Origin of the sequence: Streptomyces sp. NPDC096105 (assembly GCF_044763335.1) — a bacterium.
GTDB lineage: Bacteria > Actinomycetota > Actinomycetes > Streptomycetales > Streptomycetaceae > Streptomyces.
The window spans coordinates 111,686-128,245 of sequence record NZ_JBIWGC010000012.1 but is presented as its reverse complement, the minus strand read 5'-3'; the positions used below and the strand labels follow the sequence as shown (position 1 = coordinate 128,245).

At 74.1% G+C, this 16,560-nt stretch carries 1 protein-coding gene; it reads left to right on the top strand.

Annotation, left to right across the window (positions count from 1 at the left end; genetic code table 11):
- Positions 1-15 precede the first annotated feature (15 nt).
- On the top strand, positions 16-16,551 hold the full coding sequence (locus tag ACIQ8B_RS20165) for a type I polyketide synthase (RefSeq protein ID WP_403548455.1): 16,536 nt from the start codon (positions 16-18) through the stop codon (positions 16,549-16,551).
- Positions 16,552-16,560 lie beyond the last annotated feature (9 nt).

The following is a 16,560-nucleotide window of genomic DNA, read 5'->3' as shown; positions in this document are numbered from 1 at the left end:
AGGACCCGCGGCCCAGTGCGCACCGACCTGATCAAGCCCCTGCCCGTCGCACTTCTGGAGAACGCGGTCCGCTTCCCCGACAAGGTCGCCTTCGCGGACGACCGGCGCGCGGTCACCTACGGGGACCTGGAGGCACGGACACGCAGACTGGCCGGTCACCTGGCGCACCTCGGCGTCGAGCGCGGTGACCGCGTGGCCCTCTGCCTCGGCAACACCGTGTCCACCGTGGAGAGCTACCTGGCGATCGTGCGCGCCGGAGGCGTGGGGGTGCCGTTCAACCCCGCCTCCGCACCGGCCGAGCTGGAGTACCTGCTCGCCGACAGCGGCGCCGCCCTGGTCATCACCGACACCGCCCGGGCACGGAACTTCAGGGGCGGCCCGGGGGAGCTGCCCGAAACCGTGCTCGTCGTGACCGGCGGGGCTCCGCGGGGCCTGCCCCAGGGGCCGGGCGTCCACGCGTACGAGGAACTCGCCGGCGGCGAACCGCCCGTGCCCGCCAGGGACGACCTCGCCCTGGACGAAGTGGCCTGGATGTTCTACACCTCGGGAACGACCGGCCGCCCCAAGGGCGTGCTGTCGACCCAGCGCAACTGTCTGTGGTCCGTCGCCTCCAGCTACGTACCGATCCCCGGCCTGACGGACCGGGACCGGGTGCTGTGGCCGCTGCCGCTCTTCCACAGCCTCTCGCACATCGCGTGCGTGCTGTCCGTCACCGTCTCCGGCGCCACCGCACGGCTCATGGACGGCAGCTCCGCCGACGACGTCATGCGGGTACTGGCCGAGGACCGCTCGACCTTCCTCGCCGGCGTCCCCACCACCTACCACCACCTGGTGACGGCCGCCCGCGACAACGGCTTCAGCGCCCCGGACCTGCGCATCGGCCTGGTCGGCGGTGCGGTCACCGGAGCCGGCCTGCGCCGCGACGTCGAGGAGACCCTCGGAGTACCGCTGGTCGACGCCTACGGCAGCACCGAGACCTGCGGCGCCATCACCATGAACCCGCCGGACGGCCCCCGGGTGGACGGCTCCTGCGGCCTGCCCGTACCCGGGGTCGACGTCCGCGTCGTCGACCCCGCCACGGGCACCGACGTCCCGACGGGAGCGGACGGGGAGGTCTGGGTCAGCGGGCCGAACGTCATGGTCGGCTACCACAACGCCCCCGACGCGACCGCCGAGGCGCTGCGCGACGGCTGGTTCCGCACCGGAGACCTCGCCCGGCGCGACGACGCCGGCTACTTCACCATCCGAGGCCGCATCAAGGAACTCGTCATCCGCGGCGGCGAGAACATCCACCCCGAGGAGGTCGAGGCGGTCCTGCGGACCGTCGAGGGGGTCGCGGACGCGGCCGTCGCCGGCGCACCCCACGACACGCTTGGCGAAGTACCCGTCGCCTACGTCGTCCCCGGGCCCACCGGTTACGACCCCGCCGCGCTCATCGCCCGCTGCCGCGAGCGGCTCTCCGCCTACAAGGTGCCCGAACGCGTCCGCGAGGTCGCGAGCATTCCCCGCACCCCGTCGGGCAAGACCAAGCGCCTCCTCCTGGCCGAGCAGCCGGGGCTACTGCGCTACGCGGCGAGCGGACACCACGACGCGCTGACACGGGTCGAGTGGGTCACCGCGCCGGCCCCCGCCACCGCTCCACCGGCCGGTACCCGTTGGGCGGTGGCCGGCCCGGCGGCCGGGCTCGTGACCGTCTTGGAGGCAGCCGGCGCCCAGGTCCGCCACTACGCCGACCTGGCGGCGGCGCGCGCCGCGGTGGCCGACGGCGACCCGGCCCCCGACGTGACGGTCCTGGTGCCGCCGACCGCGTCCGCGGGCGAAGCCGTCGGCGGGCGGGACGGCGCATCCGCTGGTGGACGGGGTACGGACGCCGTGAGCGCCGGCCGGGAGCGGGCCCGTTGGCTGGCGCGGGAGGTGGAAGCCTGGACGGCACTGCCGGGGGCGGCCCACGGCAAGCTGGTGCTCCTCACCCGGGGCGCGGTCGCGGCCACCGGCACGGACCCCGTGCAGGACCTCGCCGAGGCCGCACTGTGGGGCGCCGCGCGCTCCCTCCAGCAGACCCGGCCGGAAGGGCTGACGGTCCTGGACGTGCTGGCCGGTCCGGACCCGTCCCCGGACACGTCGTCCCCGGACACTCTGCCGGCGGACACCTTGTCGGCGGTGCTCGCGAGTGACGAGCCGCAGATCGCGGTGCGTTCGGCGGCCCTGCTCGTGCCCCGTCTGACGCCGCTGCCCGTTACGGACCGGCCGCAGAAAGGCTTCGGGTCGGAAGCCACCGGCACCCCGGGCAGCTCCGGTACCCGCGACATCACCGGCACCACCGGCACCGTGTTGGTCACCGGTGCGGACACGGAACACGGCGCCGCCCTGGCCCACCGCCTGGTCACGGCCCACCGTGCGACCTCCCTGCTCCTCGTCGACGCCCCCGGCAGCCCGGACGCCACGCCCGGCGACGCCCTGGCCTTCCCCGGCACGAGCGTCGTCCGGGTCACCGCGGACACGGCGCACCTCGATCCGCTGCGGGCCGCTCTTGCCGACCTGACCGACCTGGGGCAGCCGGTCCACGCGGTGGTGGACGCCGCCGGGGACCCCGCCCTGACGCGGTGTCTCGACCACATGACCGCGGGGAACGACCTCACGGCCTTCGTCGTGGTGACGCCAGGCGCCGCGGGGCTGCCGGGCAACTCGGACGACCCGGCGGCGAACGTCGACGGGACGCTCTGCGAAGCCGTCGTGCGCAACCGCCGACTGCGGAACCAGCCCGGCTCGTTCCTCACCTGGAACGGACGTCTGACCGACGCCGATGCTGTTGCGGACATCGACACCGACACCGATGCCGACGCTGGTGCCGAGGCCGGCGCCGGCCCGCTGCGGCAGGAGTTGCTCGCCGCGTTCGACATCGCCCTGACGACCGACCCCCAGGCGCCGCTGGCCGTCCTGCCGACGCGCGCGACCGGGCGCGGGCGGGTGCCCGCCCTCCTGCGCGCCCTGGTCCGCCCGGCCGCCCGGGACGGCGAGCCGGACTCGGCCCGCACGGTCTCCCTGCGCGCCGAACTGTCCGCGATGGACGACCGCGACCGACGGACACACCTCGAGAACCTGGTCCGCACGCTGGCCGCCGACGTCCTGCACCTGGCGGACGCCGCACTGATCCCCGCCGACCGGGCCTTCCGCGACCTGGGCTTCACCTCGCTCGCCGTCGTCGCCCTGCGCAACCGGCTGACGGAACGGACCGGACTCCGGCTGCCGACCACGATCGCCTTCGACCACCCGACCCCGGCGGACCTCGCGGCGTACCTGCGGTCCGAGATCCTCGGCGATTCGGCGCCGACAGCGGCCACGAACCCGGCCGTCGGCCCCGTCGAGCCCATCGATCCCGCTGACCCGGTCGCCATCGTCGGCATGGCCTGCCGGCTGCCCGGCGGGGTGGCCTCGCCGGAACAGTTGTGGAAGCTGGTCGCCGAAGGCGTCGACGCGGTCTCGGACTTCCCCGGCGACCGGGGCTGGGACCTGGGACGCCTCTTCGACCCGGAACACCCCGACCGTGCGGGGACCTCCTGCACGAACCAGGGCGGCTTCCTGGAGGGCGCGGGGTTGTTCGACGCGGGGTTCTTCGGGATCTCGCCGCGTGAGGCGCTGGCGATGGACCCGCAGCAGCGGCTGCTCCTGGAGACGTCGTGGGAGGCGCTGGAACGGGCGGGCATCGACCCGGTCACGCTCAAGGGCGCCGATGTCGGCGTGTTCTCCGGACTCTTCGGCCAGGGCTACGGAACGGGCGCCGTCCCGCCGGAACTGGAGGGCTTCGCGAGCACCGGGCTGGCGTCGAGCGTGGCGTCGGGCCGGGTGTCGTACGTCTTCGGCTTCGAGGGCCCGGCGGTGTCGGTGGACACGGCGTGTTCGTCGTCGCTGGTGGCGATGCACCTGGCGGCGCAGGCGCTGCGTCAGGGCGAGTGCTCGATGGCCCTGGCCGGTGGTGTGGCGGTCATGGCGACCCCCGACAACTTCGTGGCGTTCTCACGGCAACGGGCACTGTCCGCCGACGGCCGTTGCAAGGCCTTCTCGTCCACGGCCGACGGCACGGGCTGGGCGGAGGGCGTCGGCGTCGTGGTCCTGGAGCGCCTGTCGGTGGCGCGGGAGCGCGGACACCGGGTGCTGGCGGTGCTGCGGGGGAGCGCGGTCAACCAGGACGGCGCCTCCAACGGCCTGACGGCTCCGAACGGACTGTCCCAGCAGCGGGTGATCCGGCGCGCCCTGTCCAGTGCGGGGCTGTCGGCGGCCGACGTGGATGTCGTGGAGGCGCACGGTACGGGTACGGCGCTGGGCGACCCGATCGAGGCGCAGGCGTTGCTTGCCACGTACGGCAAGGGCCGGGACGCCGAACGGCCTTTGTGGTTGGGGTCGTTGAAGTCGAACGTCGGTCATACGCAGGCGGCGGCGGGTGTGGCCGGTGTGATCAAGATGGTGCAGGCGTTGCGGCATGGGGTCATGCCGGCGACGTTGCATGTCGATGCGCCGACGTCCCGGGTGGACTGGTCGGCGGGTGCGGTGGAGCTGCTGACCGAGGCGCGGGAGTGGCCGCGGGAGGGTCGTCCGCGCCGGGCGGGTGTCTCGGCGTTCGGGGTGAGCGGGACGAACGCGCATCTGATCCTGGAGGAGGCGCCGGAGGAGGTGGCTGTGCCGCCTGTGCCTTCGGCTGGTGTGGTGCCGTTGGTGGTGTCGGCGCGGAGTGCGGGATCACTGGCCGGTCAGGCGGGGCGGCTTGCCGCGTTCGTCGAGGGCACGGACGGGGTGCCACTGGCTGCCGTGGCCGGTGCGCTGGTCGCCGGGCGCGCGGTGCTGAGCGAGCGCGCGGTCGTCGTGGCCGACTCCCGGGACGATGCCGTGGCGGGTCTGCGGGCCTTTGCGGAGGGTGCGAGCGCGCCTGGTGTGGTGTCCGGCGGTGCGGGTTCTGGTGCGCCGGGCAAGGTGGTGTGGGTGTTCCCGGGGCAGGGCTCGCAGTGGGCGGGTATGGGCCGGGAACTTCTGGACGCCTCGCCGGTGTTCGCGGAGCGGGTCGCGGAGTGTGCGGCGGCTTTGGAGCGGTGGGTCGACTGGTCTTTGGTTGATGTGTTGCGGGGTGAGGTGGAGCCCGCGTTGCTGGAGCGGGTGGATGTGCTTCAGCCGGCCAGCTTCGCGGTGATGGTGGGTCTGGCGGCCGTATGGGCGTCTGTGGGGGTCGAGCCGGATGCGGTGCTGGGGCATTCGCAGGGTGAGATCGCTGCCGCGTGTGTGTCGGGTGCGTTGTCGCTGGAGGATGCGGCGCGGGTGGTGGCGCTGCGGAGTCAGGCCATCCGCGATCAGCTCGCCGGGCGGGGAGGGATGGCCTCGGTCGCCCTGAGCGAGGCCGAGGCGGTTTCCCGTCTGACGCGTTGGGCGGACCGGGTGGAGGTCGCGGCCGTCAACGGCCCGTCCTCCGTCGTCGTCGCGGGTGATGCGGAGGCGTTGGACGAGGCGCTGGAGGCTCTGTCGGCGGACGGTGTCCGCGTGCGGCGGGTGGCGGTGGACTACGCCTCGCACACCCGGCATGTGGAGGACATCCGCGAGATCCTCGCCGAGACTCTTGCCGGGGTCGAAGCCCAGGCACCGTCGGTGCCGTTCTACTCGACCGTGACCGGCGAGTGGGTGCAGGACGCCGACGTCCTGGACGGTGCCTACTGGTATCGCAACCTGCGGGGCCAGGTCGGTTTCGGCCCGGCTGTCGCGGAGTTGACCGGTCAGGGCCACGGTGTCTTCGTCGAGGTCAGTGCGCACCCGGTGCTGGTCCAGCCGGTCACCGAGACCGTCTACGCCGCCGGAGTCGACACCGATGCCGTGGTGACCGGTTCGCTGCGCCGCGACGACGGCGGCATGCGCCGGCTGCTGGTCTCGATGGCCGAGTTGTTCGTGCGTGGTGTGCCGGTGGACTGGACCGGAGTGCTCCCGGCCGGGGCGGCCTCGGCGCGGCTCGATCTGCCGACGTACGCCTTCGAGCACCAGCACTACTGGCTCCAGGCCACCGATGCCGGCCCCGTCGACGCCGCCTCCCTCGGGCTGGCCGGGTCGGATCATCCGCTGCTCGGTGCCGTCGTGGGCATGCCAAACTCCGGTGGCCTCGTGGCCACGTCCCGGTGGTCACCCGGGGCGCACCCCTGGCTCGCGGACCAGGTGGTGGCCGACGCCGTCGTCGTACCGAACGCCGCTCTGGTCGAACTGGCCATCCGGCTCGGCGACCTGGCGGCCGTCCCCGTCATCGACGAACTGACCGTCGACACGCCGGTCGTGCTGCCGCAGGGCGGTGATCGCAGCATCCAGGTCGTCGTGGGCGGGTCCGACGGGGCGCGGCGACCGGTGGAGGTGTACTCCCGGGCCGCCGACGCGCCGCTGGACGCGGAGTGGGTACGGCACGCGCACGGCACGCTCGTGCCCGCCGACGGCCGGGAGACACCCCCCGTCGCGGGGCCGGACGGCGAGTCGGCCGAGGTGCACCTGGACGGTGCCGCACTGCGGGACGCGGAGCGGTACGGGGTGCACCCCGCGCTCCTCGACGCCGCCGTCCGTACCGTCGTCCCGAGCGGCATGGTCCCGTCCGTGTGGTCCGGAGTGGCTCTCCACGCGTCGGGGGCCACCGCACTGCGCGTGCGTCGGGACGCGGCGCCGGACCAGGACGCACGCCTCCTGCTGACCGACCCCGCGGGGCGGCCCGTCATGACGGTCAAGGGCGTTCGCGCGGCGCCGTTCTCCCCCGAACGGGCGGGGATCGCCGGGGCGCTGCCGCATGACGCACTGTTCCGTGTCGACTGGACGCGCCTGTCACCGGCCACCGTGGACCGCGCTCCCGTCGTCGTGCCGGTCGGAGACGGTGCCGATGTCGCCGCCGCCGTCGCCGGGGGCGGGGCAGCTCCCGACCTCCTGGTGTACGACGTACGAGGCGGATCCGCGGCGGGTGACCCCCGGGAGGACGCCGGCGCGGCCCTCGCCGTGCTCCAGGCCTGGCTGGCGGCGCCCGCACCGGAGGGGGCCCGGCTGGCGGTGGTCACGGGGGACTGCGACGAGCTCGGCGCCGCGGCCGTGTGGGGACTGGTGAGGTCGGCGCAGTCGGAGCACCCGGACCGCGTCGTCCTCGTGGACGCCGATGACGATCCCCGGCCCGCCCTGCACGACTCCGCGTCCGCGTTGACGGCCGCCGTCCTCAGTGGTGAACCGCAACTGCGGGTACGCGGCGGCGCCGCGTCCGTGCCCCGCCTCGTACGGGTGCGCGGCGCGGCTCCCGAAGCCGGGCCGCACGCCCGTCGGCTCGACCCCGAGGGCACCGTCCTGATCACCGGCGGCACCGGGACGCTCGGTGCACTCACGGCGCGGCACCTGATCACCGCGTACGGCGTCCGTCACCTGGTCCTGGCCGGCCGGAGCGGCGGCGCCCCGCACCTGCGCGAGGAGCTGACCGAGCTGGGCGCGACCGTCACCGTCACCGCCTGCGACGTGTCCGACCGGGGGCAGGTCGAGGCGTTGCTGCGGGCGATACCGGCCGGGCACCCCCTGACCGCCGTCGTGCACACCGCCGGAGTCCTGGACGACGGCGTGCTCACCGAGCAGACCCCGCAACGGATCGACACCGTACTGCGGCCCAAGCTGGACGGGGCCCGCCACCTGGACGAGCTGACCCGGGACCTGGACCTCGCCGCCTTCGTGCTGTTCTCCTCGGCGGCGGGCATCCTCGGCAACCCGGGGCAGGCCAATTACGCCGCGGCCAACGCCTGCCTGGACGCGGTGGCGCGGCAGCGGCACCGGCTCGGACTGCCGGCCGTCTCCCTCGCCTGGGGATACTGGTCGACGGTCAGCGCCATGACCGAGCACCTAGACGCCGCCGACCTGCGGCGCAACCGGCGCATCGGCATGGCCGGTCTCACCGCGGCCGAGGGCATGGCCCTCCTCGACGCCGCTCTGGGTGGGGCGGCGGACGCGGACGGCGCGTTGCTGGCCGCCAAGTTCGACCTGTCCGTCCTGCGCGCCGCGGCGGCCGACGGGCCCCTGCCGGCGCCGCTGCGGGGGCTGGCGCCCGCGCCACGCCCGGTGGCCGGGACGGCGACGCGGTCGACGCGCGGTTCCCTGGTGGAGCGCCTCGCCGGCCTGGACGACACCGAGCAGGGAGAGGCACTGGTCGACCTGGTGCGCCGGCACGCCGCCGAGGTCCTCGGACACGGCACCGCCGACGCGATCCGCGCCGACCGGCCTTTCAAGGACGCCGGGTTCGACTCGCTGACCGCGGTGGAACTGCGCAACCGGCTGGTCGCCGCGACCGGCCTCACCCTCTCCCCGGCGCTGATCTTCGATTACCCGAAGCCCGCGACGCTCGCCGAGCACCTGCGCGGCAGACTCGTCGGAGGTGCGGCGCCCCGTACGGCCGGAACGGCCGGCCCCGCTGCCTCCGTGCCCGCTGTCCCCGCCGTCCCGGAGCCGGGTGACGAGCCGATCGCGATCGTCGGCATGGCCTGCCGCTTCCCCGCCGGCGTGCACAGCCCGGAGGACCTGTGGCGGGTCGTGGCCGACGGCGTCGACGTCGTCACCGAGTTCCCCGACGACCGGGGCTGGGACACCGACCGGATCTTCCACCCGGACCCCGAGCACGCCGGCACGACCTACGTACGCCACGGCGCCTTCCTCGACGACGCCGCCGGGTTCGACGCCGCGTTCTTCGGCATCTCGCCCAACGAGGCGCTGGCGATGGACCCGCAGCAGCGGCTGCTGCTGGAGACGTCCTGGGAGGCCTTCGAGCGCGCCGCGATCGACCCGACGACCCTCGCCGGGCAGGACGTCGGCGTCTACGTCGGCGTCAACAGCCACGACTACAGCGTGCGCACGCACCAGGCGGCCGGTGTCGAGGGATTCCGCCTCACCGGCTCCTCCGGCGCCGTCACCTCCGGCCGCGTGGCCTACCACCTCGGCACCGAGGGCCCCGCCATCACGGTCGACACCGCCTGCTCCTCCTCCCTGGTCGCCCTGCACCTGGCGGCGCAGGCCCTCAACCGGGGCGAGTGCACGATGGCACTGGCCGGCGGCGTGATGGTGATGGGCACCGTCGAGACGTTCGTCGAGTTCTCCCGGCAGCGCGGCCTGGCCCCCGACGGACGGTGCAAGGCCTTCGCGGACGGTGCGGACGGCACCGGCTGGTCGGAGGGCGCGGGGCTGCTCCTCGTGGAGCGGCTGTCGGACGCCCGCCGCAACGGCCACCGCGTCCTGGCCGTCGTCCGGGGTACGGCCGTGAACCAGGACGGCGCCTCCAACGGCCTGACCGCGCCGAACGGCCCCTCGCAGCAGCGGGTGATCCGCCGGGCCCTGGCCGACGCCGGGCTGCGGACCTCGGACGTGGACGCCGTGGAGGCGCACGGCACGGGGACGACGCTCGGCGACCCGATCGAGGCGGAGGCGCTGCTGGCGACCTACGGCCAGGACCGGCCGGCCGGACGACCCCTGTGGCTGGGCTCGGTGAAGTCGAACATCGGGCACACGCAGGCCGCGGCGGGCGTCGCCGGCGTGATCAAAATGGTCATGGCGATGCGGCACGGCGTCCTGCCCCGCACCCTGCACGTGGACCGGCCCTCGACCCACGTCGACTGGTCGGCGGGCGCCGTGGAACTGCTCACCGAGGCACGGGAATGGCCGCGCGACGGCCGCCCGCGCCGGACCGGAGTGTCCTCCTTCGGCATCGGCGGCACCAACGCCCACGTCATCCTCGAAGAAGCGCCCGGCGTCCTCGAAGAAGCGCCCGGCGTCCTCGAAGAAGCGCCCGGCGTCCTCGAAGAAGCGCCCGGCGCCCACGAGGCAGCGCCCGGCGTCCCCGCACCGGCGCCCGTGCCCGGGCCCGTCCTCGTCCCCGTGTCGGGGCGGACACCGGCCGGGCTGCGCGGCCAGGCCGACCGGCTCGCGCGCTTCCTCGACGAGCGGCCCGGCACACCGCTCACGGACACCGCTCACGCGCTCGCCACCACCCGCGCCCAACTCGACCACCGCGCCGTCGTCCTGGCCTCCGACCGGCAGCAGCTCCACGCCGACCTGACCTCCCTCGCGCAGGGCGGGACGACCCCCACGGCCGTCACCGGCACCCCGGCCACGGGCAAACTGGCCGTCCTCTTCACCGGACAGGGCAGCCAGTGGGCCGGCATGGGCCGCGAACTCGCCGCCGGCTTCCCGGTCTTCCGGCAGGCCTTCGACGCCGCGTGCGACGCCGTCGACGCACACCTGCGCGGGCACGCGGCGCTCCCGCTGCGCGAGGTCGTCCTCGCCGCCCCCGGAACCCCCGGCAGCGCACTGCTCGACCGCACCATGTACACCCAGGGTGCGCTGTTCGCCCTGGAGACCGCGCTGTACCGGCTCTTCGCCTCCTGGGGCATCCGCCCCGACCTCCTCGCCGGACACTCCGTCGGCGAGATCACCGCCGCCCACGTCTCCGGGGTCCTCGCCCTGGAGGACGCGGCCGAACTCGTCGCCGCACGCGGCCGGTTGATGCAGGCCCTGCCCGAAGGCGGTGCGATGGTCGCCGTCAAGGCCACCGAGGCCGACCTCGCGCCCCTGCTCGCCCGGGCACACGGCGTAGTCTGCGTCGCCGCGGTGAACGGCCCCGACGCGCTGGTGCTCTCCGGAACCGAGGACGCCGTACTCGCCGTAGCCGGCGAACTGGCACGGCGCGGCCACAAGACGCACAGACTGACCGTCAGTCACGCCTTCCACTCCTCGCTGATGGAGCCCATGCTCGAGGAGTTCCGTACCGTCGCCGAGGGACTGTCGTACCGGCCCGGCGCCCTGCGCGTCGTCTCCACCGTCAGCGGCGAACTCGCCACCGACGGACAACTCGCCACCCCCGGCTACTGGGTCGACCAGGCCCGTGCCGCGGTCCGGTTCGGCGACGCCCTCGCCGCACTCGGCGCACAGGGCGCCACGACCTTCCTCGAACTGGGCCCCGGAGCCGTCCTCACCGCCCTCGCCCTGGGCTCGCCCGGCGTCCAGGAACAGGGCTGCGTGGCCACCCTCCGCAAGGACGGCACCGAACCCGCCGACGTCCTGACGGCACTCGCGCACCTGCACGTGCGTGGCGTACCCCTCGACTGGCCGGCCGTCCTCGGACGCAAGACCCCCGCCACCGGCACCGGAATCCCCACGGCCACCGGCACCGAGCTGCCCACCTACGCCTTCCACCACCAGCGGTACTGGGTCGACACCGCCGCCACCCCGGACGACATCGGGGCCCCCGGCACCGCCGGCGCCCGGCACGCCCTGCCGCCCCAGACCGACGTCCAGCCGACCACGGGGAGCGGGGCGACGGACGAGGCCTTCGCCGGACGCCTGGCCGGACTCCCGGCCCAGGAACAGCACCGCGCGGTGACGGACCTGGTCAAGGAGAGCGTCGCCGTTGTGCTCGGTCACCGCGACCCGGACGCGTTCGACTGGAACGCGCAGCAGTCGTTCAAGAGCCTCGGCTTCGACTCCCTCGGGGCGGTCAAGCTCCGCAACCGGCTCCGTGACCTCACCGGTGTGGAACTGCCCGCCACCCTGGTCTTCGACTACCCCACCCCCGAGTCGCTCGTCGGCCACCTGCGGGCCGAACTGCTCGGCGAACAGCCGCAGACGCCGTCCAGCCCGGTCGCCGGAGCGGCGCCGGCTACGGACGAGCCCCTCGCGATCGTCGCCATGAGCACCCGCCTGCCGGGCGGCGTGGACAGCCCCGAGGCACTGTGGGAGCTGGTGACGGAGCGGCGGGACGCGATCTCCGGCTTCCCGGTGGACCGTGACTGGGACCTCGACGGCCTGTACCACCCGGACCCGGACCACCCCGGTACGAGCTACACCCGGTCCGGGGGATTCCTGCACGATGCCGCGCAGTTCGACGCCGCACTGTTCGGCATCTCACCGCGCGAGGCGCTGGCGATGGACCCGCAGCAGCGGCTTCTCCTGGAGACGTCGTGGGAGGCGCTGGAGCGGGCGGGCATCGACCCGCTCTCCACCAGGGGCAGTGACATCGGCGTCTTCACCGGGATCGTCCACCACGACTACGTCACCCGGCTCCGCCAGGTGCCTGAGGACGTACAGGGCTATCTCATGACCGGTACGGCGGCGAGTGTGGCGTCGGGCCGGGTGTCGTACGTCTTCGGCTTCGAGGGTCCCGCGGTCACCGTGGACACGGCCTGCTCGTCGTCGCTGGTCGCCATTCACCTGGCCGCGCAGGCGCTGCGGCAGGGTGAGTGCTCGATGGCCCTGGCCGGCGGCGCGACCGTCATGGCCGGCCCGGACGCGTTCATGGAGTTCTCCCGCCAGCGCGGTCTGTCCGCCGACGGCCGTTGCAAGGCCTTCTCGTCCACGGCCGACGGCACGGGCTGGGCGGAGGGCGTCGGCGTCGTGGTCCTGGAGCGCCTGTCGGTGGCCCGGGAACGCGGGCACAAGGTTCTGGCGGTGCTGCGGGGCAGCGCGGTCAACCAGGACGGTGCGTCCAACGGCCTGACCGCGCCCAACGGCCCGTCGCAGCAGCGGGTGATCCGGCGGGCGCTGGCCAGTGCCGGTATCGAGGCCGCCGACGTGGATGTCGTGGAGGCGCACGGTACGGGTACGGCGCTGGGCGACCCGATCGAGGCGCAGGCGTTGCTCGCCACCTACGGCAAGGGCCGGGACGCCGAACGGCCCCTGTGGCTCGGTTCCCTGAAGTCGAACATCGGGCACGCGCAGGCGGCGGCGGGTGTGGCCGGTGTGATCAAGATGGTGCAGGCGCTGCGGCACGGAATCATGCCGGCGACGCTCCACGTGGACACGCCGACCGAGCAGGTGGACTGGTCGGCGGGTGCGGTGGAGCTGCTGACCGAGGCGCGGGAGTGGCCGCGGGAGGGCCGTCCGCGCCGGGCCGGTGTCTCGTCCTTCGGAGCCAGTGGGACGAATGCGCATCTGATCCTGGAGGAGGCGCCGGAGGAGGTGGCTGTGCCGCCTGTGCCTTCGGCTGGTGTGGTGCCGTTGGTGGTGTCGGCGCGGAGTGCGGGGTCGTTGGCCGGTCAGGCCGGGCGGCTTGCCGCGTTCGTCGAGGAGAGCGACGGGGCCGCTCTGACGGAGGTCGCCGGTGCGTTGGTGGCCGGGCGTGCGGTGCTGGGTGAGCGTGCGGTGGTCGTGGCCGACTCCCGGGACGACGCCGTGGCGGGTCTGCGGGCCCTCGCGCGGGGTGAGGGCGGTACCAACCTGGTGTCCGGCACTGCGGGTGCGGGTGTTCCGGGGAAGGTGGTGTGGGTGTTCCCGGGGCAGGGCTCGCAGTGGGCGGGTATGGGCCGGGAACTTCTGGACGCCTCGCCGGTGTTCGCGGAGCGGGTCGCGGAGTGTGCGGCGGCTTTGGAGCGGTGGGTCGACTGGTCTTTGGTTGATGTGTTGCGGGGTGAGGTGGAGCCCGCGTTGCTGGAGCGGGTGGATGTGCTTCAGCCGGCCAGCTTCGCGGTGATGGTGGGTCTGGCGGCCGTATGGGCGTCTGTGGGGGTCGAGCCGGATGCGGTGCTGGGGCATTCGCAGGGTGAGATCGCTGCCGCGTGTGTGTCGGGTGCGTTGTCGCTGGAGGATGCGGCGCGGGTGGTGGCGCTGCGGAGTCAGGCCATCCGCGATCAGCTCGCCGGGCGGGGAGGGATGGCCTCGGTCGCCCTGAGCGAGGCCGACGCCTCGGCGCGCCTGGAGCGTTGGGCGGACCGGGTGGAGGTCGCCGCCGTCAACGGCCCGTCCTCCGTGGTCGTCGCGGGTGATGCGGAGGCGCTGGACGACGCGCTGGAGGCCCTGTCGGCGGACGGTGTCCGCGTGCGGCGGGTGGCGGTGGACTACGCCTCGCACACCCGGCACGTGGAGGACATCCGCGACACCCTCGCCGACACGCTCGCCGGGGTGAACGCGCAGGCACCGTCGGTCCCGTTCTACTCGACCGTGACCGGCGAGTGGGTGGACCAGGCGGGTGTCCTGGACGGCGCCTACTGGTACCGAAACCTACGCAACAAGGTCGGCTTCGGTCCCGCGGTGACCGACCTGCTGAGCCAGGGCCACCGGACGTTCGTGGAGGTCAGTGCGCATCCGGTGCTGGTCCAGCCGGTCACCGAGACCGTCTACGCCGCCGGAGTCGACACCGATGCCGTGGTGACCGGTTCGCTGCGCCGCGACGACGGGGGTCTGCGCCGGCTGCTGGCCTCGATGGCCGAGCTGTTCGTGCGCGGGGTCACCGTCGACTGGACCGGAGTGCTCCCGGCCGGGGCGGCCTCGGCGCGGCTCGATCTGCCGACGTACGCCTTCGACCGCCGGCGCTACTGGCTCCAGGAGGCGGAAGGGGCCGATGAGGCCGCCGGTGTCGCGGAGGGTGCGGACTCCGACTTCTGGGAGGCGGTGGAGCGCGCCGATCTGGACGCCCTCACCGAGCTGTTGGAGACGGCGTCGCCGGAGGACCGGGGCGCGCTGGGCAGTGTCGTACCGGTCCTCGCCGAATGGCGGGGGAAGCGGCGTGAGCGCTCCAGTGCGGAGAAGCTGCGTTACCACGTCACCTGGCAGCCCCTGGAACGCGAGGCCGCCGGTGTGCCGGGTGGTCAGTGGCTGGTCGTCGTACCGTCGAAGCGTCCGGACGACACCGCGATCGACGCCCTCCTGGACGAGCTGGCCGGCCAAGGGCTCGACATGGTCCTGCTGGAGGTCGACGACTCCGACCGGACGCGTGCACGTCTCGTCGAGCGGCTCACCGCCGTCCTCCCCGGACGCGACGTGTCCGGGGTGCTGTCCCTGCTCGCGCTGGACGAGCGGACGGCGGGCGGCCCCCAGGACCCGCTCGCCGTGACGGCCTCGACGCTCGCCCTGATCCAGGCCCTGGCGGACAGCCGGGTCACCCAGCCCCTGTGGTGCCTGACCAGGGGCGCGGTGAACATCGGCATCCACGACACGCTCACCTCGCCGGCCCAGGCGGCGCTGTGGGGACTGGGCCGGGCCGCCGCCCTCGAACGCCTCGACCGCTGGGGCGGCCTGGTCGACCTGCCCGCCAGGACGGACGCGCGTACGGGCCAGTACCTGCTCGGTGTGCTGAACGGCGCCGGCGACGAGGACCAGCTCGCGGTCCGGCGGTCGGGCGTCTACAGCCGCCGCCTGCTGCGCAAGCCGGTGCCGGACGCGACGGCCGGTGACGGCCGCTGGCAGCCGCGGGGCACCGTCCTGGTGACCGGCGGCGCCGAAGGACTCGGCAGGCACGTCGCGGTGCGGCTCGCCCTCGCCGGCGCCGACCGGCTCGTCGTCACCACCACGGCGCAGGCACCCGAGGGAGCCGTGCCGGACCTCGCCGCCGAACTGGCCGGGCTGGACCTCTCCACGGCCGTGGAGTCCTGCGCGGACACGGACCGGGACACCATCGCGCGTCTGCTGGACGTGCCGGAACAGCCCCTGACCGCCGTCGTGCACGCCGCCGACATCACCCGGACCAGTTCCCTCGACGACACCGACGGGACCGCCCTCGCCGAGGTGTTCGCGGCCAAGGTGGACACCGCTGTGTGGCTGGACGAACGGTTCCAGGACACGCCGCTGGACGCGTTCGTGGTGTTCTCCTCGATCGCCGGCGTGTGGGGCGGCGGCGGCCAGGGCCCGTCCGGAGCGGCCAACGCCGTCCTCGACGCCCTGGTCGAATGGCGCCGCGCCCGGGGACTGAGGGCGACGGCGATCGCCTGCGGCGCGCTCGACGAGATCGGCGTGGGCATGGACGAGGCCGCCCTCGCCCAACTGCGGCGCCGCGGTGTGCTGCCCATGGCCCCCGAGTTGGCGGTGACCGCGATGGTCCAGGCGGTGCAGGGCAACGAGAAGTTCGTGACCGTGGCCGACATGGACTGGGGGGCCTTCGTCCCCGCGTTCACCTCGGTCCGCACCAGCCCCCTGTTCGCCGACCTACCCGAGGCGAAGGCGGTGCTCCAGGCGGCGCGGCAGGACAGCGAGGACAGCGACGCCGCCGCGTCCCTCGCCGACTCCCTGCGGGCGGTCTCGGACACCGAGCAGAACCGCCTCCTGCTCCGCCTCGTACGCGGCCACGCCTCGGTCGTCCTCGGCCACGGCGGCGCGGAGGGCATAGGCCCGCGACAGGCGTTCCAGGAGGTCGGATTCGACTCCCTGGCCGCCGTGAACCTGCGCAACAGCCTCGGCACGGCCACCGGACTGCGGCTGCCCGCCACGCTGATCTTCGACTACCCCACTCCGGAGGCGCTGGTCGGCTATCTGCGTGCCGAGCTGCTCCAGGAGGCCGACGACGGGCCGGACGCGCGCGAGGACGACCTCAGGCGGGTGCTGGCGTCCGTGCCGTTCGCCCGCTTCAAGGAGGCCGGTCTCCTGGACGCCCTCCTGGGCCTCGCCGAAGACGGCAGTGGCGCCGACGGCAGTGGCGGAGGCGCCGTCGGCGGCGACGCGAACGCGGACGGGCCGGCGGCCGCGGAGGCGACGGCGGCCGGCACCGAGGAACTGATCGACGCAATGGACGTTGCCGGTCTGGTGCAACGGGCTTTGGGCAAGACGAGCTGACCACCGATG